The organism is Paraburkholderia sp. SARCC-3016, from assembly GCF_031119615.1.
In the GTDB taxonomy this organism is placed as follows: domain Bacteria; phylum Pseudomonadota; class Gammaproteobacteria; order Burkholderiales; family Burkholderiaceae; genus Paraburkholderia.
Map to the genome: position 1 here is coordinate 1 of NZ_JAVHZD010000033.1, position 22,808 is coordinate 22,808.

General features: G+C 64.1%; 18 protein-coding genes and 1 pseudogene. 8 read left to right on the forward strand and 11 right to left on the reverse strand.

Features of this window, described 5'->3' with window-relative positions; genetic code table 11:
- Nucleotides 1–72: 72 nt before the first annotated feature.
- From QYH69_RS27970 to xylA, 4 genes and pseudogenes are all read right to left on the reverse strand, one after another.
- Nucleotides 73–264 (reverse strand): annotated as a pseudogene (locus tag QYH69_RS27970) (sugar ABC transporter permease); the annotation flags it as partial.
- Nucleotides 261–1,817, reverse strand: a complete 1,557-nt coding sequence (gene xylG / locus QYH69_RS27975) for a D-xylose ABC transporter ATP-binding protein (protein ID WP_308834966.1) — start codon at nt 1,815–1,817, stop codon at nt 261–263. The gene xylG and the pseudogene QYH69_RS27970, both read right to left, overlap by 4 nt.
- Nucleotides 1,818–1,920: 103 nt before the next feature.
- On the reverse strand, nt 1,921–2,949 hold the full coding sequence (gene xylF / locus QYH69_RS27980) for a D-xylose ABC transporter substrate-binding protein (RefSeq protein WP_308834967.1): 1,029 nt from the start codon (nt 2,947–2,949) through the stop codon (nt 1,921–1,923).
- A 227-nt stretch (nt 2,950–3,176) separates the two neighbouring features.
- Nucleotides 3,177–4,502: a xylose isomerase gene (gene xylA / locus QYH69_RS27985; protein ID WP_308834968.1), complete on the reverse strand. Its 1,326-nt coding sequence runs from the start codon at nt 4,500–4,502 to the stop codon at nt 3,177–3,179.
- A 331-nt stretch (nt 4,503–4,833) separates the two neighbouring features.
- Here xylA and QYH69_RS27990 point away from each other — a divergent pair, with 331 nt between their 5' ends.
- Together QYH69_RS27990 and QYH69_RS27995 are read left to right on the forward strand one after the other, a co-directional pair.
- Entirely contained in the window at nt 4,834–6,042 is a 1,209-nt protein-coding gene (locus tag QYH69_RS27990) for a DNA-binding transcriptional regulator (RefSeq protein ID WP_308834969.1), read from the forward strand.
- 24 nt (nt 6,043–6,066) lie between these two features.
- Complete coding sequence (locus QYH69_RS27995) at nt 6,067–7,176, forward strand: aldose epimerase family protein (protein WP_308834970.1); 1,110 nt, start codon at nt 6,067–6,069, stop codon at nt 7,174–7,176.
- Nucleotides 7,177–7,447: 271 nt separating this feature from the next.
- Here the strand turns inward: QYH69_RS27995 and QYH69_RS28000 are convergent, their stop codons facing one another.
- Nucleotides 7,448–8,227: an SDR family oxidoreductase gene (locus tag QYH69_RS28000; protein ID WP_308834971.1), complete on the reverse strand. Its 780-nt coding sequence runs from the start codon at nt 8,225–8,227 to the stop codon at nt 7,448–7,450.
- A 417-nt stretch (nt 8,228–8,644) separates the two neighbouring features.
- Here QYH69_RS28000 and QYH69_RS28005 point away from each other — a divergent pair, with 417 nt between their 5' ends.
- Complete coding sequence (locus QYH69_RS28005; protein WP_308834972.1) at nt 8,645–9,286, forward strand: TetR/AcrR family transcriptional regulator; 642 nt, start codon at nt 8,645–8,647, stop codon at nt 9,284–9,286.
- Here the strand turns inward: QYH69_RS28005 and QYH69_RS28010 are convergent.
- Complete coding sequence (locus tag QYH69_RS28010) at nt 9,258–10,769, reverse strand: HD domain-containing phosphohydrolase (RefSeq protein ID WP_308834973.1); 1,512 nt, start codon at nt 10,767–10,769, stop codon at nt 9,258–9,260. The two genes, QYH69_RS28005 and QYH69_RS28010, sit on opposite strands and share 29 nt — an antisense overlap.
- A gap of 298 nt (nt 10,770–11,067) precedes the next feature.
- Between QYH69_RS28010 and QYH69_RS28015 the strand changes: the two genes are divergently transcribed.
- Nucleotides 11,068–11,406, forward strand: coding sequence for a hypothetical protein (locus tag QYH69_RS28015; RefSeq protein WP_374992513.1), 339 nt, complete (start codon nt 11,068–11,070; stop codon nt 11,404–11,406).
- A 168-nt stretch (nt 11,407–11,574) separates the two neighbouring features.
- On the opposite strand, the gene QYH69_RS28020 is transcribed toward QYH69_RS28015, so the two are convergent.
- The 3 genes from QYH69_RS28020 to QYH69_RS28030 are packed head-to-tail and all read right to left on the reverse strand — an operon-like array spanning nt 11,575 to nt 16,078.
- Nucleotides 11,575–12,849 carry an extracellular solute-binding protein gene (locus QYH69_RS28020; protein ID WP_308834974.1) on the reverse strand — a complete coding sequence of 425 codons (1,275 nt, stop codon included), beginning with the start codon at nt 12,847–12,849 and terminating at the stop codon, nt 11,575–11,577.
- A 56-nt stretch (nt 12,850–12,905) separates the two neighbouring features.
- Nucleotides 12,906–14,885, reverse strand: a complete 1,980-nt coding sequence (locus tag QYH69_RS28025; protein ID WP_308834975.1) for a beta-galactosidase — start codon at nt 14,883–14,885, stop codon at nt 12,906–12,908.
- A gap of 11 nt (nt 14,886–14,896) precedes the next feature.
- Nucleotides 14,897–16,078 (reverse strand): sn-glycerol-3-phosphate ABC transporter ATP-binding protein UgpC, encoded by a 1,182-nt coding sequence (locus QYH69_RS28030; RefSeq protein WP_308834976.1) that lies wholly within the window; start codon nt 16,076–16,078, stop codon nt 14,897–14,899.
- Nucleotides 16,079–16,291: 213 nt separating this feature from the next.
- Between QYH69_RS28030 and QYH69_RS28035 the strand changes: the two genes are divergently transcribed.
- Entirely contained in the window at nt 16,292–17,404 is a 1,113-nt protein-coding gene (locus tag QYH69_RS28035) for a LacI family DNA-binding transcriptional regulator (RefSeq protein ID WP_308834977.1), read from the forward strand.
- A 26-nt stretch (nt 17,405–17,430) separates the two neighbouring features.
- Here the strand turns inward: QYH69_RS28035 and QYH69_RS28040 are convergent, their stop codons facing one another.
- Entirely contained in the window at nt 17,431–19,029 is a 1,599-nt protein-coding gene (locus tag QYH69_RS28040) for a histidine kinase famiy protein (RefSeq protein ID WP_308834978.1), read from the reverse strand.
- A 488-nt stretch (nt 19,030–19,517) separates the two neighbouring features.
- Here QYH69_RS28040 and QYH69_RS28045 point away from each other — a divergent pair, with 488 nt between their 5' ends.
- The 3 genes from QYH69_RS28045 to QYH69_RS28055 all read left to right on the forward strand — a co-directional run bounded on the left by QYH69_RS28045 (nt 19,518) and on the right by QYH69_RS28055 (nt 21,719).
- Entirely contained in the window at nt 19,518–20,516 is a 999-nt protein-coding gene (locus QYH69_RS28045; protein WP_075157983.1) for an aldo/keto reductase, read from the forward strand.
- Between the two features lie 286 nt (nt 20,517–20,802).
- Nucleotides 20,803–21,069, forward strand: a complete 267-nt coding sequence (locus QYH69_RS28050) for a hypothetical protein (protein WP_075157984.1) — start codon at nt 20,803–20,805, stop codon at nt 21,067–21,069.
- On the forward strand, nt 21,066–21,719 hold the full coding sequence (locus QYH69_RS28055; protein ID WP_308834979.1) for a hypothetical protein: 654 nt from the start codon (nt 21,066–21,068) through the stop codon (nt 21,717–21,719). The genes QYH69_RS28050 and QYH69_RS28055 overlap by 4 nt, the downstream gene beginning before the upstream one ends.
- Nucleotides 21,720–21,824: 105 nt before the next feature.
- On the opposite strand, the gene QYH69_RS28060 is transcribed toward QYH69_RS28055, so the two are convergent.
- On the reverse strand, nt 21,825–22,796 hold the full coding sequence (locus QYH69_RS28060) for an ROK family protein (protein ID WP_308834980.1): 972 nt from the start codon (nt 22,794–22,796) through the stop codon (nt 21,825–21,827).
- Nucleotides 22,797–22,808: the final 12 nt, after the last annotated feature.

Sequence of the window (22,808 nt, forward strand, 5' to 3'; positions counted from 1 at the left end):
AATCGGTCTTAGGAAGACAAAACATTCTACCAACTCCTTGGCTCACAGAACGACATGGCTACGATCCGACTTCAGGTTCGACAGATTGCGCGGCGTGACGAACGCGCCGTCGGTCAGGAACGAAAAGAACGTCCAGATCACCGCGACCGCCAGCAGCAGCGCGAGCAGTTTGTAGCGCGCGAACAGCTGCTTGACGCGCTGGCCCGATGCGACCGATGCGCGCTCGGGCGCGCGGTTTTCGACAGAACCGATTTCAGGTGTCATGCGACGCTCGCAAGTTGGGTAGGGTCATGGCGTTCGGCGCTGAGCGCAGCGGTCAGGATATGCTCCTGCGTCAGGCCGTCGTTGACGAAGTCGCCGCGCAGGCACCCTTCGCCGATCACGAGCACGCGGTCGCTCACGCCGAGCACTTCGGGCAACTCCGACGACACGACGACGATCGACACGCCGCGCCGCGCGAGCGCGAACATGAGCTTGTAGATTTCGTATTTGGCGCCGACGTCGACGCCGCGCGTCGGCTCATCGAGAATCAGCACCTGCGGATCGGTGAGCAGCATGCGCGTGAGCACGGCCTTCTGCTGGTTGCCGCCCGAAAGACTCGCGATCGACAGCATCGGCGACGCGGCGCGCACCGACAGGCGCTTCATTTCGGTGTGGATCGCGTCGAGTTCCGATGCGCTGTCGATGCGCCCGCCTTTCGCAAAGCGCGACAGCACCGCAAGCGTGATGTTGTGGCCGACGCCGAGCTGCGGCACGATGCCGTGCCGCTTGCGGTCCTCGGGCACCATCGCGATGCCGGCGCGGATTGCGTCGGCCGGGGCGCCGATCTTCAAACGCTTGCCGTGCAGCGAAACCTCGGCGTGGCTCGCGCCCGCATACGCGCCGAAAATCGCCTGCATCAGCTCGGTGCGGCCCGCGCCGACGAGACCCGCGACGCCGAGAATCTCGCCTTTGCGCAACGTGAACGACACATCGTCGACGCGTTTGCGGCTCGCGTTCGTCACGTCGAAACACGTCACGTTGCGCGCTTCGAAAATCACCTCGCCGATATCGTGCGGCTCGCGCGGAAACAGATTCGTGATCTCGCGCCCGACCATCATCGCGATGATGCGGTCGGTGTCGAGCTGCGCCATCGGCCGGGTCGCGACATGCTTGCCGTCGCGAATCACGGTGATCGTGTCGCATACGGCCTCGACCTCGTCGAGCTTGTGCGAGATATAGACGCACGCGACGCCGCGCTTCTTCAGGTCGCGCACGATATTGAGCAGGATCTTCGTTTCGGCTGCCGTGAGCGACGAAGACGGCTCATCGAGAATCAGCAGCTTCGCGCGCTTGTTCAGCGCCTTCGCGATTTCGATCAGCTGCTGGTGGCCGCCGCCGTAGTTCATCACGGGCTGCGCGACGTTGATGCCTTCGATGTTGAGCTCGCGCAGCAGCGCGTCGGCGCGCTGATACATCGCCGCGTAATTCATGCGGCCGCCGGGCAGCGTGATTTCGTTGCCGAGGAAAATATTCTCGGCCACCGACAGCTGCGGCACGAGCATCAGTTCCTGGTGAATGATCACGATGCCGGCGCGCTCGGTGTCGCGAATGTTTTGCGCGTGCAGCGGCTTGCCTTCCCACAGCATCTCGCCGGACCAGTCGCCGTACGGATAGACGCCCGACACGATCTTCATCAGCGTCGATTTGCCCGCGCCGTTTTCGCCGCACAGGCCGACGCATTCGCCGGGTGCCACAGTCAGATCGATGCCGTCGAGCGCCCGTACGCCGGCAAACGATTTGGCGATGCCGCGCAGTTCGAGAAGCGCTGATGCCATGCGCGCTTGTTCCATGCGTTTCATCCTGGATGGATCGAGGGCGCGCGCGTGCCCCGGTCGTGCCGCAGGTGGTGCGGGGTACCGGGCACGCGCGCGTGTTGCGTCAATTGCCGGCGAGCTGGGCCTGCGTATAGAAGCCGTCCTTGATCACGATGTCGGCATTGCTCTTCGTGAGCAGCGTCGGCTGCAACAGCACCGTGTCGACCTGCTTCTTGCCGTTGTCGTACTTCGCGTTGAACGCGGGCTTCGTGCCCTTCGCGAGATCGACCGCCAGCTGCGCGGCCTGGCTTGCGATCAGCTTGAGCGGCTTGTAGACGGTCATCGTCTGCGTGCCGGCGATCACGCGCTTCACGGCCGCGAGGTCCGCATCCTGACCCGACACCGGCACCTTGCCCGCGAGATGCTGCGCGGCAAGCGCCTGGATCGCACCGCCCGCGGTGCCGTCGTTCGAGGCGACGATGGCATCGATCCTGTTGTTGTTCGCGGTCAACGCGTCTTCGGTGATGCGCAGCGCGGTTGCGGCGCTCCACTCGGGCACCCACTGCTGGCCGACCACCTTGATGTCGCCGCGGTCGATGGCGGGCTTCAACACCTTCAATTGCCCTTCGCGCAGCATTTTCGCGTTGTTGTCGGTCGGTGCGCCGCCGAGCAGGAAGTAGTTGCCCTTCGGCTGCGCGTTGAAGACGCCTTGCGCCTGCAATTCGCCGACTTTCTCGTTGTCGAACGAGATATAGCCGTCGACGTCGGCATCGAGAATCAGGCGGTCGTAGGACACGACCTTGATGCCGGCCTTGTGCGCTTCGGCGATCACATTGCCGAGCGTCTTCGAGTTGAATGGCACGATCACGATCACGTCGACGCCGCGCGAGATCAGGTTCTCGATTTGCGAAATCTGGCGCGATTCGCTCGCATCGGCCGACTGCACCGACACTTTCGCGCCCAGTTTCGTTGCGGCCTCAACGAAATAATCGCGATCGCGCGACCAGCGCTCGACGCGCAGATCGTCGATACAGAAGCCGATTTCGGGTTTGTCCTTGCTCGCGTGCGCAAGCGGTGCAATCGATGTCAGGCCGGCAAACATCGCGGCGCAGACGAGCGAATTCAGGACGGTACGACGCATGGCAGATTTCATGTCTCACTCCTTTTTTCTGGTTGGCTACCGGCGCTTTCAAAGTGCGAGAGAGGTGAAGAGGCCGGCGAAATCGTACGGATGCGCCGCGAATTCGTGTTCGCGGTCGTCGATTGTGTTGATGCTGGATTTATCCGCCCGACAGCGTGGGCTGCGCGGGCCCGCCGGGCAATTGCGAAATCGCCCGGCGCGCTTGACGTTTTTTAACGGCGCGCGACGCTTGCCTCGCGTTATTTCGCGGGGCTGTAAAGCGCTTGCGTCACGATGTTTTCGAGGTACTCCTGGCGACCGCTCACATGGCGCGGCGCGATGCCGCGTGCGACCGCATCGTTGGCCAGCGCTTCGAGCGTGACATCGCCCGACAGGATCTTGCGGCCTAATTCGCTGTCCCACGCTGCATAACGCTTTTCCTTGAACGCCGCGAGCTGGTCGTTTTCGACGAGGCGTGCCGCGCGTTCGAGCGCAATCGCAAGCGTATCGATCGCGCCGATATGACCGTAGAACAGGTCGTCGGGATCGATGCTTTGACGGCGCACCTTCGCATCGAAGTTCATGCCGCCCGTCGTGAAGCCGCCGTTGCGCAGAATCTCGTAGAAGGCGAGCGTCAGTTCTTCGACGCTGTTCGGGAACTGATCGGTATCCCAGCCGTTCTGCGGATCGCCGCGATTCGCATCGATACTGCCGAACACGCCGAGCGCAAACGCATTTGCGATCTCGTGATGGAACGAGTGGCCCGCGAGCGTCGCGTGGTTCGCTTCGATATTCACGCGAATTTCATCCTGCAAGCCGAATTGCGTGAGGAACCCGTGCACGGTCGCGACATCGTAGTCGTACTGGTGCTTGGTCGGTTCCTGCGGCTTCGGTTCGATCAGCAAGGTGCCCTTGAAGCCCTTCTTGTGCTTGTGCTCGACCACCATGCTCATAAAGCGGCCCAGTTGCTCGCGCTCGCGCTTGAGGTCGGTGTTGAGCAGCGTTTCGTAGCCTTCGCGACCGCCCCACAGCACGTAGTTCGAACCGCCGAGGCGCTGCGTCGCTTCGAGCGCTTCGAACACCTGCGTCGCGGCGAATGCGAAAACCTCGGGGTTCGGATTCGTTGCGGCGCCGGCCGCGTAGCGCGGATGCGAGAACAGGTTCGCCGTGCCCCACAGCAGCTTCACGCCCGTCTCTTCCTGCTTGCGCGCAAGGTAGTCGACGATCGACCGGAAGTTGCTCACGTACTGATGAATGCTGTCGCCTTCGGGGGCGACGTCGTTATCGTGAAACGTATAGAACGGCGCGTTGAGCTTCGAGAACAGTTCGAATGCGCAATCGGCCTTCAGACGCGCACGCGCCATCGGCTCGCCCGCGCCGTGCCACGGGCGCTCGAAGGTGCCCGGGCCGAACATGTCGGTGCCGGCCCAGCCGAACGTATGCCAGTAGCAGACGGCGAGGCGCAGATGATCTTCCATGCGCTTGCCGAGCACGAGCCTGTCGCGATCGTAATAGCGGTACGCAAACGGGTTGGTCGACTGCGGGCCTTCATAGCGCACGGCCGGCAGGTGTTCGAAATACGACATGCGCGTCTCCTTGATTGATGTCGTGAGTGCGCGTTTCATCGCAAGGGCACAGACGACCCGCACCGCACGTTTGCATGAGTGACGCCATGCTGCCAGCTTGCGCTTCGAACCGGCAATTGCGAAATCCGCCAGCGCGACTAGCGATTCTTGCCGCCCGTTAAAATCGTATGGCGGCAGCAAGCTTGCACCGCCTAGAATAAGCGGAACACTTAATACCGACAGCGTGCAAAACCGCTTGCCCACATGGTGAACCGCGTTTGCCCTTAAGGGTTTTGCCGCATATGGAGACGACGGCATCGCATCCTTCGATGCATGCTGCCTAACTGGAACGATGACACGCCAGCAACCCGCTCAACGTACGCATCGAATCGCGCTGCTCTTCAACGCGAACAAGGTCTATGACCGCGAGATCATCACCGGCATCGGCAAGTATCTGCTGTCGACGCGCGTGGCATGGGACCTGTTTCTCGAAGAAGACTTTCGCGCGCGTTTAAACGGCATCGAACACTTCGAGGGCGACGGCATCATCGCGGACTTCGACGATCCCGCCGTGTGCGAAGCGCTCTCCGATTGCCCGCTGCCCGTGGTCGCGGTCGGTTCATCGTACGAAGAGGCGTCGCGCTATCCAGAGAATCTGCCGTATATCGCCACCGATAACCGCAAGCTCGTCTCGCTTGCCTATACGCATCTGATCGGCGCGGGATTGCAGCGCTTCGCGCTATACAGCCTGCCCGAATCGCCGACGAACCGTTGGGCGCAGGAGCGCGAGTTCGCCTTCAATGCGCTGCTCGAAGCCGATGGCCTGACCGGCGACGTGCACCGCGGTCTGCCGACAAGCGCGCCCGTATGGAATCAGGCAAGCGAACAATTGGCCGCATGGCTGCAAGCTCTGCCGAAGCCCGTCGGCATTATCGCGGTGACCGATGCGCGCGCGCGTCAGCTGTTGCAGGTGTGCCTGATCTCCGGCATCGCGGTGCCCGAGGAAGTCGCGATCATCGGCATCGACAACGACCCGTTGACGCGCTCGCTGACGCGCATTCCGTTGTCGTCGGTCATTCAGGGAACCGAGGAAATGGGCCGCACGGCTGCGCACCTGCTGCATCAGATGCTGGGCGGCGCGCGCTTCGCCGGGCGGCGCATTCTCGTGCCGCCGGTCGGCATCAATGTGCTCGAATCGACGCGGCATCAGCCGGTATCGAGCCCGTATGTGATGCGCGCGCGCCATTACATCCGGCAGTACGGCTGCCAGGGCATCAAGACCGAGCAGGTCGCCGATTATGTCGGAGTGTCGCGTTCGTCGCTCGAAGAACACTTTCGCCGCGAACTCGGCTGCACCGTGCATCAGGAGATTCTCAACCACAAGCTCGAAGTCGCGAAGCGGTTGCTTGCGCAGTCCGATATTTCGAGCACCGAAGTCGCGATCCGCTGCGGCTTTACGTCGTTGCAGTACATGTACGCGGTGTTTCGCCGCGAACTCGGCTGTACCCCGCGCGAGTACCATGAGCGTCTGCACGCCACGCAGGCATCGCAACCCGGCTGAACACAGCACTTCGATTTTTCATCCATGAACCTTGCAGACTCGCGCAGCACCGATCGCGCTCCTCGCACGCACGTCACCGTCGAACGCTGGGGCACGCTGCCCGGCGGCGATGCGGTCCGTCTCTTCACGCTGCGCAACGCGCATGGCATGCGCGTGGCGATCAGCGACCTCGGTGCGACGCTCGTGTCGTGGCACGCGGCCGACCGCGCGGGCCGGGTCGCCGATGTCGTGCTCGGCCACGACACGCCGGCCGAATATCTCGCGAACACGTCGTACTTCGGCGGCACGATCGGCCGCTGGGCGAACCGCATCGCGCAGGCGCGCTTTGCGCTCGACGGCGTCACGTATCAGCTCGACCGCAATCAGGGCGATAACCTGCTGCACGGCGGCGCAACCGGCTTCCATCGCGCGCTGTGGAACGCGCGCGAAGTGGACGGCGCGCTCGTTTTCACGCACGAATCGCCGGAAGGCGACGCGGGCTTTCCGGGCACGCTCGAAGCAAGCGTGCGCTACGCGCTCGACGACAACGGCGCGCTGACGATCGACTACGACGCCATTACCGATGCGCCGACGCCGGTCAATCTGACGAATCACGCCTATTTCAACCTGTCCGGCGGATCGTCCGACATCCGCGGCCATATGATCGAAATCGACGCGGACGAATTCTGGGAAGTCGACGACACGCTGATTCCGCTTGCGCGCGCAAGCGTGGCCGGCAATGCATTCGACTTCCGCACGAGCGCGCCGATCGGCGCGCGCCTCGACTGGCCGCATTCGCAACTTGTGCGCGGCAAAGGCTTCGACCATTGCTATCTGCTGCGCAGCGCGTCGGGCGCCACGGGGGAATCGAATGCGCCCGGCGCGGTGCGCCGTGTCGCGGTGCTGTACGACCCGGGCAGCGGCCGCGAACTCACCGTCGCAACCGACGCGAACGGCTTGCAGTTCTATTCGGGCAATTATCTGGAAGGCGTGGTCGGGCGCGGCAAGCAACCGTTGCGCAAGCACGCGGGGCTGTGCCTCGAAACCGGCGGCTACCCGAACCAGATCAATATGGACGAGGTCGCCGCGCAAACCGTATTGCGGCCCGGCGAACGGTATCGGCACACGGCCGTCTACCGGCTCGGCGTTCGGTAAAAGGTCCGGCTTCGCCGATGTGTGCCGCGCGTACGGGCCGGCGCTTTAAAAGCGCCGGCTCGCGTCGAACACCGGTCGGCTGCATAAAACCGTAACCGCCAGAAACATTTCGCACAAGTATGGGACCCAGCTGAATACGCGGCGCACGCTCGGCGCGGTGCTCGTGATCGGGTCGATCGTGGCCGCGGTCTGTGTCGGGCTCGCGTAGCCGCCGGGCTCGCGTAGCGCGGTTCAGCATCGATCAGCGTCTTTATCGCCGGTCACGGCTTTCTCATTGCGGCGCGCGGAACAACGGCGCGCCGCTCGGTGCGCCCGTCAGCCCGCCATCGACGACGATCTCCATTGCCGTCATGCCCACCGAGTCGTCCGATGCGAGGAACAGCACCGCGCGCGCCGTTTCTTCGGGATCGGCGAGACGGCCGATCGGGATGCGCGGTGCGATGGCCTTTTCCGTATCGTCGAGCGTCTGACCGGCACGCGCGCCGCGCGTCCAGATCGGCGTACGCGTCGCACCCGGAATGACCGTATTCACGCGAATCCCGCGCGGCGCCAGTTCCGAGGCGAAAACCTTCGCCATTCCCGTCACGCCGGCCTTCGATGCCGAGTAAGCGGCCGAGCCCGCGATGCCCTCGCTGCGCATCACCGAGCCGTTGAGCACGATCGCGCCGCCTTCGCGCATCAGCGGCAGCGCGGCCTGCACGGTGAGGAACACCGACGTCAGGTTGGTGCGCGTGATTGCCTCGAAAGCCTCGGCCGTGGTGCTGCCGAGCGGCGTCGCGCCGCCCACGCCGGCATTGGCGAACACGACATCGAGCGATCCGAATGCGTCCTTCACCCGGTTGACGACGCGCTCGAGCGCGCTCGCGTCGTTGAGGTCGGCGTCGATGCCGATCGCGTTCGGGCCGAGTTCCGACAGCGCCTGAGCGAGCTTGTTCGCGTCGCGTCCGGTGATCGCGACGCGCGCGCCCTGCTCGATCAGCATCTTCGCCGTCGCAAAGCCGATACCGCTGTTGCCGCCCGTTACGAGGGCCATCTTGTTCTGGAAACGCATGATGTTCTCCTGAGGAACCGTTCGTCCACGCTGAACCGGATGGCTCAGCGCCTTATTCATTGCAGTCGCAACCATAAACGTAATAATACTGATCGCAATGATTAAGATCAAACGACTTGGGAAGAACACTGTGTTCAGCGGGCAAGCACAAAAGGGAAATGAAAGGAAACGGTGGCGATGCGGCTACCTTCGCCCGGTTATACGTGGCCGTCATCGGTGTCGTCGCAAGCGAAGCGATCGCCAGTAAATTGACGATCACCTCGCGGCACACGGTCGCGCGCGGATGCAATGGAATTGTTGAGTTTTCGCCGGAAATCGAAGCGCTTATAATTGCATGTGCAATTATAAAATTGCACGTCGTCACGAGACCCGGCCCGGCCGTGCAGCGGTCGGGTCGAGGCAGGTTGGGAGTTCGCCATGAAAGTCAGCAAGGAACAGGCGGCGCAGAATCGCGCCAAGCTTATCGAGACAGCCGCGCGGCTGATGCGCGAGCGCGGCATCGACGGCGTCGGCGTCGCCGAAATCGGCAAGGCCGCCGGTCTCACGCACGGCGCCTTATATGCGCACTTTCCCTCGAAGGATGCGCTCGCCGCCGAGGCGCTCGCGTTCGGGCTCGAACGTGGGCATCGGCGCCTGACGGCGCCGCGCGACGGGCGCCTGCCCGAACTCGGCGAACTGCTCGATGGGTATCTGTCGGAGCAAAAGCGCGACGACATCGCGGACGGCTGCGCGATGGCTGCCTCGGTCAGCGAGATCGGACGGCAGGACGTGTCGGTCAGTGAGCGGTTTGCCGAAGGCTTCGAGCAGATGGTTAGCGTGTTCGCCTCGAAGCTTGGCGCGGAAGAGGCCGATGCGACCCGGCGCGAGCACGCGGTGACGATGACGGTCGCGATGATCGGCGCGATTTCGGCGTCGCGCGCGGTGATCAAGGCGCGGCCCGAACTCGCCGACGAAATTCTTCATGCGGTCCGGCATTCGATCGATACGATCGCAGCGCGCGACACCACGCATCCGGACATGGCCGGCAAGCCTACAGCAGCCCCAGCGCCGACGCCTTGAGCGTAGCGGCCGCCCGCGTCGAACACTCGAGCTTGCGAAACACGCTTTCGACGTGCGTGCGCACGGTGCTCGGGCTCAGATCGAGTTCGCGCGCCACTTCCTTGTTGCTCGCGCCGCGGCTGATCGAGCGCAGCACATCGGTCTCGCGCGCGGACAGCCGCGCCGCCGCGGACGCTGCGCGGCGCTGTTGGGCGCTTGCCGCGGCGCGCGGCGCGTCCGCTCCGCACTCGCACGCAAGCAGCACCTCGACCACCTGCGGATCGAACCGGCCGCCTGCCGCATCTTCGCGCAGCAGCTTCGCCGCTTCGTCGACGCCATAGGCGGCGCGCCACGGCCGCGCCGCGCGCAGCGCGACCCACGCGACCGATACTGCGAGCACGCGTGCTTCGAGCGGCAGCGCATCGCGCGCGAGGCCGCGAAAATAACCGGAGCCATCGCCGCGCTCGTATGCATACGACGCGAGCTCCGCGGCGTCGGCCAGTGCGCCGGTCTGCCTGCCCGCGCGCGCGGTCCAGTACGGCACGAGACGCACGCGCTCCCATGCGGACGCCGGCAACCTGCCCGGCGTATCCCACAGCGCATTCGGTACCGCCGCGCGGCCGATGCCGTGCAGCAGGCCCGCGCGATAGACGCGCTGCTGCGCAAGCGGATCCGTGCTCAGCTGCGCGCAGCATTGGGCGGCCGTCTGCGCGACGGCGCGCGAGTAGCCCGTCATCCACGGCAGCTTCAGATCGATGACGTCGGCGATCAGCTCGGCCGTCGTCATATCGGACATATGCGGCGTCGCGAGCGCGTCGTCGATTCGGGCGGGCTCGAGCGCGTCGAGCATGCCGAGCCATTGCCGGCCATGCGCGTCGCCAAGAGCCGCAAGCGCGGCCGGATAGCGTGCATTCGCGCGCTGCGCGATCAGCTGCAGCGCCTGTTCGACGCCATAGACGCGCGCGAAGATTTCGAGGTCGCCGGCCAGCGCGATCAGATACACGGCAACCGGCACCGCCTCGCCCGCGAGTTTGTCGGGCAGGCCGCAGCCATCCCACGCTTCGAAGATGTGCCGCAACGCAGCCTGGGTGCCGGCCGCAAGGCCGAGCATGCGCGCGACTTCGCCCGAGACTTCGCAATGAATCTGCGCGAGCGGCGTCAAGGCGGCGCTGACGCCGCCTTGCGCGGCGAGCGGCTGCGCCCAGTCGGGCCGGTTCTCGAGCATCGCTTCGCGGCCGCCGACGTCGTCGCCGAGCAGGTCGGCAAAACCCGACGCGTTCGCGGTGCAGCCGGACCAGCGCAACAGCGACGCTTCGATGACCGCGCCGTGCACGGCGTCGTCCGCGCCGGCCGCACGCGCGAATTGCGCGGCGAGCCACGCGGTGCGCAGCGAGTGGTCGGTGGGCTGGCCCATGCTGAGGTCGCCGATAAAGGCGAGCGCCTTGACCGCGTCGAAGACGCGCAGCGCGGCGCCCGGGTCCGGCGCCGTTGACGATGCATTCATGATCCGCCGGCGAATGGAAACAGAGGACGATTGACGATCTTGCGCACTATACCGTCATCGCGGCTGCGAACAAGGCCCGGTAAAAAGCGCGCCATTGCAATAGAAGGCGGCGCGACGCGGTAATACGGACACGGCGAGGCAGCGCCCGGAACGCGAACGTCCCTGCAATTGCCCGACAAAGCTCATAACTGCAGCGTGCGCATTGCAGTCCTCGCCGCGATCGCCAATAGTAGAACGACGTGCGCGCCGCGCGTTCGATGCGGCGCGCGCCCGGTTTTCATCTGATAAGGAGCTGATCGTGCACAAGTCCACTGCTACGCTGCATCTTGCCGCCGCACTCGCCGCGCTCGCTTTGGCAGGCGTTGCCGGCTTTGCGAACGCACAAGGGCTGTCCGTCTACGACGACGTCCATGCGCCGCAAAACAGCACGAAGCTGATGCCGAACGCACCGCTTGGCAGCGAGTATCCGACGCACGGCAACCGCCAGGCAGGCGAACTCGACCTGAACCCGACCGACCCGCGCGCCCAGCTCGCCAACGGCCTGCCGAACAATGCGGAAGCAGGCGGCTATGGCGCACCGCTTGCCGGCTGGCGCAACGATGTCGCGCCGCCGCCTGCCGGACAGAAAGTCGAATGAGCACGCTACGAGCGGTCGAAGGAACGGTCGAAAAAAAGCCCGCGCAACAGCGCGGGCAACCTTCGCGGTGGAGAAACCGGGTAAAACCGCCGGCAAGCGGCAAGTGCGCGAGTCCGCAGCGATAAGCCGGCAACTACGCTCGTACGGCTCACCGAACGCCGAACCGCCTCACTTCTTGTAGATCCGCTTACGCGCCTGTTCGAGTTGCGCCAGAATCGCATCGAGCTTCGTCGGATCGGACACGAACTGCTGCATGCCCTTCATCCCTTCATCGGCCATTTCCTTCGTCATATCGCGATCGTAGAACTGCGCGATACCGCCCTTCGTATTCGCGAGAATCTGAAAGCCGATCTTCGAGATCGGATCGTCGGGTTCCGGCGACTTGCTGTTCGCCGACAGCGACCCGAGCCCCTTCGCGAGCTGCGCGCCGATCTCCGGCGTTTCGACAAAGGCAAGGAACGCGTGCGCGTCGGCCTTGTTCTTCGCGCGCGACGGGATATGCAGCGATTCGACCGGACCGTCCTCGGCGGTCGGCACGTTCGCATCTATAATCGGAAACTGGAAGTAGCCCATCGAGGGCTTCACGTTCGCCGGAAAGCCGCCGGTGATGAACGTGCCCATCAGCATCATCGCAGCCTTGCCCTGGAACAGGAACGGCTGCGCGGCGTCGAGATCGTACGACAGCGAGTTGTCGATAAAGTCGTGCTCGTCGAGCAGCTGCTTCCACGTCGTGTAGACCTTCTTCACGCGCGGGTCCGTGTACGGAACGTCGCCGGCCATCAGCTTCTGATGGAACGCATTGCCGTTGATGCGCAGGCCCAGGTAATCGAACCAGCCGGCGAGCGTCCATGCATCGCGGCCGCCGACCGCAAACGGCGTGATGCCGGCCGCCTTCAGCTTGCGGCATGCATCGAGCAACTGGTCCCACGTTTTCGGCTCGCCCGCGATGCCGGCCTTCTGGAACAGATCCTTGCGATAGAACATGCCCCACGAGTAATAGACGGTCGGCGCCGCATACTGCTTGCCTTCGACAGTCGACGCTTCCTTCGTCGACGCGTACATGCCGTCCCAACCGTTCTTCTGCCAGTCGCCGCTCAGGTCTTCGAGCAGACCGCGCCGCGCGTAGTACGCCATGCGCTCGCCGTTGTGCCAGTTCACGACGTCCGGCGCGACCGTCGTCAGCCAGCCCGGCAGTTGCACCTTGTAGGCTTCCTCATCGATAAACGATGCCTTCACGTCGACGTTCGGATGCGCCTTTTTGAATTCGTCGAGTACCTGCTGCCAGACGGCTCGCTGGCTTGCGCCCTTGAACGCGATATTGATCGTCATCGTGCCGGCGTGCGCGGCAGCCGGGAAAGTCAACACACCCGACGTCGCCGCGGCAGCAAGCGCGAGCGCAACCGCGATGCGCGTGCCGCGAGCCTTCAGTGCTTTTACGGTCATTCCTGTCTCCCTGGTTTTGCTTTCTGTGGCACTGCTACTGGATCGATCGCTGCGATTCAACGTGTGCGGTATGCGGCCACGCCTTGCGGTTCGACTTCGCGCGCGCCGATCACGAAGTCGGCCGCGGCGACGCCATCGATGTCGCCGATGTCGTGCGTACGCTCGCCGTAGTTGAATACATAGGTCAACGCGCCACGACGGCTCACGCGCACGCTGTCGCCGAGCGCGTGCGGCGCGAGACCCGCTTCGGTCGCAATGCGCGCAAATAGCTGTCCGGTAAGCCGCTCGTCGAAAATACTCGCGAAGTAGTGCGCGGCGCCGCGGCGCACGTACGCAGGATGGCCGTCCATAAAGCGCGCGCGAATCTCGAGCGTCGTGTCATCGCCTGTGTCGATCAGATCGCGCCAATGGCGCGCCTCGCCCGCCGTCTGCGCGTCGACACTGACGCGCTCGCCCGCATTCGGCCGCAGCGATTCGACGCGCCACACGCGCATCGGCAGCAACGACGCGAGCGGCCCCGGCGGCAAGTGCGGCGGAATCTGCAGGTCGCGCGTCTTCGACCCGCTGCGCGGACCGAACACGACATGCGCGCCGCTCGCTTCGACGCGCGCGGCGAAGTCGTCCGGCACGACCGGCAGCGGTGGCACGACGACCAGCGCATAGCCGTCGAGCGGCGCGGTTGCCGGAATCACGTCGACATCGAAACCGAGCGCGCGCAACGCCGAGTAATACTCGAACGCAAAACGCGGATAAGCGAAGTCGGCGCCCTGCGGATGGATCTCGAACAGCCACTTCGCTTCGTAGTCGTAGACGAGCGCAACCTTCGTGCGCACGGCGGCGTCGGCGTCGGCATGCGCCGCCGCGACCGCGCGAATTTCCCCGGCCACGCGCGCCGCTTCGCGCCCGCCGACATCGAGCCGGTTATCGGGCGTGTTGAGCCCCGCATGCATCTGTTCCTGCGCAAACGGCGCCTGCCGCCATCTGAAGTACGACACGCAGCCCGCGCCATGCGCGAATGCCTCCCAGCTCCACAGGCGCACCATGCCCGGCAGCGGCGCCGGATTCCACGGCGCCCAGTTGACCGGGCCCGGCTGCTGCTCCATCACCCAGAACGGCAGCTTCGACATGCCGCGATAGACGTCGTGATTGAACGACGCGAAATCCGGATGGCTCGTACGCAGCCATTTCGCCTTCAATTCCGGGGCGAACCACATCTGCTCGAGCGCACCGAGCGGATAGCTGTCCCACGTCGCGACGTCGAGATCGGCCGCGACCTTGTAGTGATCGAACTCGGTGAACAACTGCATGAAGTTGTGTGCGACGGGCCGGCCCGGCGAATGCGCGCGGATGATGTCGACCTGCATGCGGTTGTAGCGCGCGACCTCATCCGATGCGAACCGCCGGTAATCGAGCCGGTGCGACGGATGCGCTTCGGTGACGGTGCCGACCGGCGCGTCGATTTCGTCGAAGCTGCGGTACTCCATGCTCCAGAACACCGTGCCCCATGCGCGGTTCAATGCATCGACGGTCTGGTAGCGCGCCTTGAGCCACTCGCGGAAACGCATGATGGCTGCTGGCGAATAGCTGACCACGGTGTTGTGGCAGCCGTACTCGTTATCGGTCTGCCAGTATGCGACCGCCGGGTGCCTGCCGTAACGTTCGGCCACGGCCGTGCAGATCGTTCGCGAGGCTTCGAAAAACGACGGCGACGAAAAATCGTAGTGACGGCGCGAGCCGAACGCACGCGGCCGGCCGTCCGCATCGACCGGCAGGATGTCCGGATGGCGGTCGATCAGCCACTTCGGCGGCGTCGCGGTCGGCGTGCACATCACAATCTTCAGGCCGGCCTTGCCGAGCACGTCGACTGCGCGGTCGAGCCACGCCCAGTCGTATTCGCCGGGCGCCGGTTCGATACGGCTCCACGCGAATTCGGCGATCCGCACCTGCTCGATGCCGAGCGCTTTCATCCGGCGCGCGTCGTCTTCCCACATCGACTCGGGCCAATGTTCGGGGTAATAGCAAACTCCGAGGCGCATCGCTTCGTTCCTTATGCGTTGAGGGCGACGGCGGCGCCGCGTGCGGGCACCGCAAAGCCGTCTTCGGTGAACAGATGGCACGCGGCCGGGTTCGCGCGAAACGTCACGCGCTCGCCGATCGAAACCTGCGCGCCGCCCGGTACTTTCGCGATCAGCGTGTCGCCGCCCGGTTGATCGAGATGGACGTAGCTGTGCTCGCCGAGATGTTCGACGAGCTGGACGCTGCGTGTCAGTGTGGTGTCGGCGTGGCTCGCATGATGTGCGCCGTTGGCGTGGCGAGCATCCGCATCGATCAGTTCGAGATGCTCGGGACGCACGCCGAACGTCACCGGCTGCGCGTTCTGCAAGCTGCTGCCGTCGGCTTCGATGCGCATGCGTTCGCCTGTCTGCGCAAGCGCGACGCTCACGCCTTGCGCATCGGCGCAGACCACCGTCGCGGGCAGAAAATTCATGCGCGGCGAGCCGATAAAGCCGGCGACGAAGCGGCTCGCCGGCCGGTGATACAACTCGAGCGGCGCGCCGATCTGCGCAATGCTGCCGTAGCGTTCGGTATCCTTGCCTGCATGCAGCAACACGATGCGGTCGGCCAGCGTCATCGCCTCGGTCTGATCGTGCGTCACGTACACGACGCTCGCCTTCGCGAATTGCCGATGCAGCTTTGCGATTTCGATACGCGTCTGGCCGCGCAAGGTCGCATCGAGATTCGACAGCGGCTCGTCGAACAGAAACACGCCCGGCTCTCGCACGATCGCGCGGCCGATCGCCACGCGCTGCCGCTGGCCGCCGGATAAGGCACGCGGCCGCCGTTCGAGCAACGCTTCGAGCTGCAGAATCCGCGCGGCTTCGCGCACCTTGCGGTCGACCTCGCCCTTCGGCACTTTCGCGAGCTTGAGTCCGAACGCCATGTTCTCGTAGACGCTCATATGCGGAAATAGCGCGTAGCTCTGGAACACCATCGCCACGCCGCGCTCGGCCGCGGGAATATCGTTTACGATGCGCCCGCCGATCGACAGGTCGCCGTTGGTCACGTCTTCGAGGCCCGCGATCATGCGCAACAGCGTCGACTTGCCGCAACCGGACGGACCGAGAAACACGCAGAACTCGTTTTCGCCGATCTCCAGATCGACGTTGCGAATCACCGGCGCGCTATCGCCGTACGCTTTCTGTACGCCGCGTAAAGAAATGCTCGCCATTCGTCTCCACTCCATGTTTAAATCAGCGGGAGCCGGAGATTAAGCGCTTAATCAGCGGGGCTTCAAAAAACGATCGCAAGCGCGACCGTTCGCAGGAAGCTTCGTCTCCGATCTCATTGTGTTTGTGCGGGAATGTTGCCGCGCGCCGGGCCGCAACGCAAATTCCGAGAAGACATCCCACATACTGGCGGCACCTTTCGTCCTACCCACTCCATGTCCACTTTGAGCGAAGTCGCGGCCCACGCCGGCGTCACCTCGGCAACCGTATCGAACGTGCTGCGCAACCGCGGACGCGTCGGCGAAGTCACGCGCAAGCGCGTGCTCGAAGCGGTCGCCGCGCTCGGCTATCGCCCGCATCTGGCCGCGCGCGCGCTCGCCGAAGGCCGGGCGCCGACCATCGCACTGATGGTGTCGAGCATCGCCAATCCGTTCTATCCGGAGTTCGCGCTTGCGGTCGAGCGTGCGGCGCGCGCAAGCGGGCATTTCGTGATCATCTGCAATACGAACCAGGACCCGCTTGTTGGCCGCAAATATCTCGAACAGATTGCCGGCACGCTGTCGGAGGGCGTGCTCGTAATGAACGCGAATCTCGACTTCGCCGACCTGCACAAGACCGAAGCACGCGGCACGCCGGTCGTGCTGTGCATGTGGGAGCGGCCGCGCGACCCGCCGGGGCTGCCGTGCGTCGCCGTCGATTTCCGCCGCGCGGGCGAACTCGCCGCGCAGCACCTGCTCGAACTCGGCCATCGGCATATCGTTGCGATTGTCGGCAGCAAGCGCGCCGGCATTCATGCGGCGCGCTACGAAGGCTTTGTCGACGCGTTGCGGGCCGCGGGCGTCAAGCTGCCGCGCACGTGCGTGCGGCATGCGCCCGACACGATCGAAGGCGGCTATGCGGCCGCGCACGAGCTGCTCGACGCGCATCCGCACGCCACGGCTGTCTTCGCGACCAACGATCTGCCTGCGCTCGGTTCGATCAATGCCGCATTCGATCTCGGGCGCGATGTGCCAACCGATCTGTCGGTGGTCGGCATCACCGATATTCAGCTCGCGCAGCAGTCGCGGCCGCCTTTGACAACCGTCGCAGTGCCTACTGTCGAAGCGGCGGAACTGGCGGTGTCGCTGCTGCGAGAGCTTGTCGAGCGGCCTGGCGACGCGCGTCACGCGGCTCGGCGCGACGCACGCAACGACGCACGGCACGACGCGCGAAACGACGCGAGCGCAGCGCGTGTCTGCGTCACGTCAGCGCCACGGCTGATACTGCGTGGTTCGACTTGCGCGCCGCGTGATGCGAGCGGCTCGAACGCTAAACAGTCGCGCCCATGAAGGCTAGAGGATGAACGGCCGCAATATCAAACGCCCGTCGGCCCATTGAGCACGACGCGCACCTTGCGCGCGAGCTCCGCGCGCTGATACGGCTTGTGAATAATCGCGAACTCGGAGCCCGCCGCATCCTTGCGCTCGATCGATGCATCGGCATAGCCGGTCGTCAGCAGCACCTTGAGGTTCGGCCGCAGACGCTGCGCCTCGCGCGCGAGCATCACGCCGTTCATATTGCCGGGCATGATCAGATCGGTGAACAGCAGGTCGAAATCCGCGCCGTCCTGCAGCGCGACGAGCGCCTCTTTCGCATCGAGCACGACGCGCGTGCGGTAGCCGATCTGTTGCAGCATCGCCTGCGCGACCTCGGCTACTTCGACGCGATCGTCGACAATCAGAATCGTCTCGTTGCCCGCCTGTTCGATCGCCTTCGGCGCGACCGGTCGCGCCAGCTTCGCGTCGTGCGCGGCGGGGAAATAAAGCCTCAGCGTCGTACCGATGCCGACCTCCGAATACAGATTCACCGCGCCGCCCGACTGCTTCGCGAAGCCATAGACCATCGACAGGCCGAGCCCCGTGCCTTTGCCCTCTTCCTTCGTCGTGAAGAACGGGTCCATCACGCGATCGACGATTTCGGGTGGAATGCCGCTGCCGTTATCGGAGATCGAGATCGACACGTATCGGCCCGGCCGCAGGTCCGCGAAGCCGATCAACTGCGGCCGGTCGAGATCGAGGCTCTGCGTGCGCACGGTCACGACGCCGTCGCGACGCCCGTGCAACGCATCGCGTGCATTGAGCAGCACATTGAGCAGCGCGACTTCGAGTTGCGACGAATCGACGCGGCAATTCGCAAGGTTTTCTTCGAACTCGGTGGCGAGCGAGATTTCCGCGCCGAGCGTGCGCCGCGCCAGCTCGACCATGCCCTCGGCGAGCGCGTTTAGATTCACCGTGCGGCCGACCAGTCTTTGCTTGCGCGCAAACGCGAGCAGATGTTGAGTCAGCGTCGTGGCTTTCGAGACCGAGCCGCGCATCTTGTCGAGACTGCGCAGCATGCCGTCGCGATCGGCATCGTGCTCGATGCCGAGCTGCAGCATATCGACGTAACCGGACATCACCTGCAGCAGGTTGTTGAAATCGTGCGCAATGCCGCCCGTCAATTGACCGAGCGCTTCCATCTTCTGCGCCTGGTGCAGCGCGTCCTCGGCGTCGCGACGGCGGCTCACGTCGAGCTGCGAGCCGAAGAAATAGACGAGCTCGCCTGCCTCGTCGAATATCGGCGACAGAAAGAGCGCATTCCAGAACGTCGTACCGTCCTTCCGGTAGTTCATGACTTCGATCGCAAGCTCGCGCCGCTCGGCCACGGCGCGGCGCACTTCATCGATAGCCGCGCGATCGGTTTCGGGACCCTGCAGAAAACGGCAGTTCTGGCCGAGCACCTCGGGCAATTCGTAGCCCGTCATGCGCAGGAACGCATGGTTCGCGAAGATAATCGGGTTGCCGGGCTGATGCGGATCGGTGACGACCATCGGCATGCGGGTGGTCGACACGGCCGCGAAGAAGATGTCGTCGCGGTGGTCCGAGATCTCGTGCGCACCGCTGCGAATCGTGGTTTGAATCCGAGTCGTGTCCATAGCTTCCGGCAGGCGCTGATGACGGGCCACACGACTCGCGGGTTCGCTCGCGGGTTCAATCACTCATGTGTGGGCGCGCCGCACTCCGCCAGGCAGTTGCAGTATTGGCCGAAGTGCGAAATTCATGCCCACGGAATGCGTCGCGCGGCCGATGCGTGCGCCGCATACGAACACGCGATGCGCGAAGTCCCGGCCCGCCGGGCGTGACGCGAGTGTGTTGCAATGTGTAAGTCCGCACGTCGGCCGTTTTTGCCGCAAGGCGGCAAGGCCATTGCAACGTGGAAACGCTGGACACGACCGGTGTGCAAAATTTTCAATGCGGCGGGTGTTGTGCACGCCGTCTCCGACGCGAAGTCGCGATACCCGCTATGCTTCGTGTTTTCGCATCGCGCTCCCGGCGCGGGGCCCGCGCGGGCCGCTCCCGCAGGCATTGCGCACAATGTCGTGCGCCTTTCTTTCCCTTACGTCCTCATTGCGGAGACACGTCCATGCAATATTGCAAATTCGGCGGCACAGGCCTGACTGTTTCGCGTCTATGCCTCGGCACGATGACCTTCGGCCTTCAGACTGACGAATCCGTATCGCGCGCCATTCTCGACAAGGCGACCGATGCGGGCGTCACGTTCATCGACACCGCCGATGCCTATCCGCTCGGCGCGACCGTCGAACAGACCGGCCGTACCGAGGAAATCATCGGGCAGTGGCTCAAGGGCAAGCGCGAGCGCTTCATCGTCGCGACCAAGGCATTCAACAAGGTCGGTCCGTCGGAGTGGGACCAGGGTTCGTCGCGCAAGCATCTGCTCAATGCGATCGACAACTCGCTGCGGCGCCTGAACACCGACTACGTCGATCTCTATCAGCTGCATAACGACGATCACGACACGCCGCTCGAAGAAACGCTCGAGGCACTCGATACGATCGTGCGCTCGGGCAAGGCGCGCTATGTCGGCGTGTCGAACTTCCTCGCGTACCGGCTCGCACGCGCGCTGGGCCGCGCGGATGTGTTGCGCGTCGTGCGCTTCGTATCGGTGCAGCCGCGCTACAACCTGCTGTTCCGTCAGATCGAACGCGAACTGCTGCCGCTCGCCGCCGAGGAGAAACTCGCGGTCATGCCGTATAACCCGCTCGCGGGCGGCCTGCTGACCGGCAAGCATCGGCACGATGCGAAGCCCGCCGAGGGGCGCTTCACGTCGGCCACCGTCGGCAAGGCCGGCGCGATGTACCAGGAGCGCTACTGGCACGAGCGCGAGTTCCAGACCATCGACAAGCTGCGCGGCATCGTCGACAAAACCGGCGTGTCGCTGGCGAAAACGTCGCTGGCCTGGGTGCTCGCCAATCCGGTCGTGACGTCGGCGATCATCGGTGCGAGCCGGCCCGAACAGCTCGACGAGACGCTCGCGGCAATCGATCTGAAACTCGATCCTGAAGTGAAGGCGCAGCTCGACGATGCGACCGTCGAATACCGTTGGGGTGACGCGGCTCGATAAGGTTCGGCTTGATCGGCCACTCGAAGACGGACCGGGGAGACGAATGGCGCTCTCCTCGGTCGACAGCGTCCTGCTTGTAGGACTGGTTCGGAATTTCCTTGTTTGTATATTGCAATGCGCGGGTCCGTGTCTTATATCCGGCTATTAATAGAGAATAAGTTTAGATATATCGAGCGCCTTTAAGGCAGTGATGCATATTAAAATAAAAAGGATTACCAGGCAGATATCGAGGTGAGGTACGATTTGGTGGACGCTTATTCCATAGCAGGAAAGATCGAACCCAGCCATGGCTCTGTACTTCATCACAGCGCTGTCCAATCCGGACAGGGTCATCGCAGCAGCAAGACAGCTCGTTTCCGCACGTGATTTCCACGAAGTGGCCAGCGACAAGTTCTTTCTGTCCTTCAACGGCTCGACAGTCGAGCTCGGGGAAAAACTCGGCATCAACGAAGGCCGCACCGGAATGGGCATCTTATTGCGGGTAACGGCGTTTCACGGCCGTGCACCGAAGTCGATATGGGAATTCATAGGTCTGCAGCTGAGTAAAACATGATGCAAACTTCCTGGACACAAAGCGCCGTCGTCGACGCGCCCGACCTGCCGGTTCAGGCTCAGACAATGGGCAATGAGACCGGAAGCGACTTCGCTTTCGCGGTGTACGAACAACTCGCACGTATCCACCGCGAGCTTGGCGCTTTGACAACGTCTCAACTCCAGTTAGACGCGTACGTGAAGGACTCGGAGGTCCGCTTCACCGATCTCGCCCGCGAATCGGAATTGCGTTTGACCAAATTGAGCGAAGAGTCCGAGAAGCGTTTGACCAAGCTGGGTGAAGAATCCGAGAGGCGCCTGACCAAGCTGGGCGAGGAAGCCGAAAGGCGTTGGGCCAGGTCGAGCGAAGAGGCCGAAAAGCGTTGGGCTCAATCGAGCGCCGAGTCTGAGAAGCGACTGACTCAACTGAGCCGCGAATCCGAGGAGCGATTCGAAAGGCGCGTCGGGATTCGAAAGGCGCGTCGGAAAAGTCGAGCAGCGCGCCGACAAGCTGGAGACGAGCGCGCTCGAGCGGGTGAAGACAACCGAAGACAAACTCTCGTCGCTGAAGGACTTTGTCCACCGGTTGTTCTGGACGGGTACCGGAATTGTCGCGGTTCTCGGCGTCACGTTGGGATGGAAGCCCATCTGGCTTTGGGTCTCAACGCATAGCCTGTAACGCCGGGCATCGAAAAAAGGAGCGGAGACCGCGCGCCCGCTCCTTTCGCCAGCTCACGGTATGGCGCCGGCAATCTGCCTTAAGCTCCGCGCCCACCCCTAGCCAGACTGCTCGCTGCGCAAATCCGTATTCGGAAGCTGCCGGGTTTCGCGTACCGAACGCGGATGCCAGAGCCGCGCACCGCCCTCGATACCGGCCGCGTTCGACACGATCGCCACGTTCGCGGGCAGATCGAACTTCAGGTTCACCGCATTGCCGCCGCCGATCCACAACCGGTCATAGTTCACGAGCCGCTCGAGTATGCCGATGACCTTCTCGACGCGCTTGTTCCACCGTTTGTCGCCCGCCGACTCGCGCGCGTGTCCACCGATGTACTCATCGTACGTGCGATTCTTGCTGACGGGGTGATGCGCGAGTTCGAGATGCGGCATCAGTTCGCCATCGCGAAAGAGCGCCGTGCCCGCGCCGGTGCCAAGCGTCAGCACGAATTCGAGACCGTGCCCTTCGATCGCGGCGAGACCTTGCATCTCGGCGTCGTTGATCATCCGTACCGGCAAGCCGCCGACGCGCTTCGCGAGCATGTCGGCGAGCGGCACGCCATGCCAGCCCTCGTCGCCGATATTCGGCGCGGTCAGCACGCGGTTCTCGCGCACGACACCGGGAAAGCCCATCGACATCCGCGTCGGGTGATGTTGCTCGAGTAATGGCTTGACGAGCTTCGCCAGCGTGTCGGCCATCTGCTCGGGCGTACACGGATGCGGCGTGGCGATCCGAACGCGTTCGCTCAGCATCTTGCCGTTGCCGTCGATGACCGCGGCCTTGAGTCCCGTACCGCCGATATCGATGGCAAGAATGCGCTCGCGCGCACCGAGCCCGCCGGCGGTGTGCCGTGACGACGGTGCGGACTGTGCCGCCTTGCGCGGCGCGGCGGCCTTCCTGCCGGCGGCTGCGGTCGGACTCCCGGTTGCCGCAACCTTCCTTGCAGCGACCTTCTTTGCGGCAACCTTCTTCCGTGCAGTCTTCTTCGCACTCGTCTTCGTGCTTGCCACCGCCTTTTTTCGTGTTGGCATCGTCATCGTCCC

Excerpts from the sequence above, each read along its gene's own strand:
- xylG (WP_308834966.1), bottom strand. The coding sequence starts at position 1,817 with ATGGCATCAGCGCTTCTCGAACTGCGCGGCATCGCCAAATCGTTTGCC.
- xylF (WP_308834967.1), bottom strand. The coding sequence starts at position 2,949 with ATGAAATCTGCCATGCGTCGTACCGTCCTGAATTCGCTCGTCTGCGCC.
- xylA (WP_308834968.1), bottom strand. The coding sequence starts at position 4,502 with ATGTCGTATTTCGAACACCTGCCGGCCGTGCGCTATGAAGGCCCGCAG.
- QYH69_RS27990 (WP_308834969.1), top strand. The coding sequence starts at position 4,834 with ATGACACGCCAGCAACCCGCTCAACGTACGCATCGAATCGCGCTGCTC.
- QYH69_RS27995 (WP_308834970.1), top strand. The coding sequence starts at position 6,067 with ATGAACCTTGCAGACTCGCGCAGCACCGATCGCGCTCCTCGCACGCAC.
- QYH69_RS28000 (WP_308834971.1), bottom strand. The coding sequence starts at position 8,227 with ATGCGTTTCCAGAACAAGATGGCCCTCGTAACGGGCGGCAACAGCGGT.
- QYH69_RS28005 (WP_308834972.1), top strand. The coding sequence starts at position 8,645 with ATGAAAGTCAGCAAGGAACAGGCGGCGCAGAATCGCGCCAAGCTTATC.
- QYH69_RS28010 (WP_308834973.1), bottom strand. The coding sequence starts at position 10,769 with ATGAATGCATCGTCAACGGCGCCGGACCCGGGCGCCGCGCTGCGCGTC.
- QYH69_RS28020 (WP_308834974.1), bottom strand. The coding sequence starts at position 12,849 with ATGACCGTAAAAGCACTGAAGGCTCGCGGCACGCGCATCGCGGTTGCG.
- QYH69_RS28025 (WP_308834975.1), bottom strand. The coding sequence starts at position 14,885 with ATGCGCCTCGGAGTTTGCTATTACCCCGAACATTGGCCCGAGTCGATG.
- QYH69_RS28030 (WP_308834976.1), bottom strand. The coding sequence starts at position 16,078 with ATGGCGAGCATTTCTTTACGCGGCGTACAGAAAGCGTACGGCGATAGC.
- QYH69_RS28035 (WP_308834977.1), top strand. The coding sequence starts at position 16,292 with ATGTCCACTTTGAGCGAAGTCGCGGCCCACGCCGGCGTCACCTCGGCA.
- QYH69_RS28040 (WP_308834978.1), bottom strand. The coding sequence starts at position 19,029 with ATGGACACGACTCGGATTCAAACCACGATTCGCAGCGGTGCGCACGAG.
- QYH69_RS28045 (WP_075157983.1), top strand. The coding sequence starts at position 19,518 with ATGCAATATTGCAAATTCGGCGGCACAGGCCTGACTGTTTCGCGTCTA.
- QYH69_RS28050 (WP_075157984.1), top strand. The coding sequence starts at position 20,803 with ATGGCTCTGTACTTCATCACAGCGCTGTCCAATCCGGACAGGGTCATC.
- QYH69_RS28055 (WP_308834979.1), top strand. The coding sequence starts at position 21,066 with ATGATGCAAACTTCCTGGACACAAAGCGCCGTCGTCGACGCGCCCGAC.
- QYH69_RS28060 (WP_308834980.1), bottom strand. The coding sequence starts at position 22,796 with ATGCCAACACGAAAAAAGGCGGTGGCAAGCACGAAGACGAGTGCGAAG.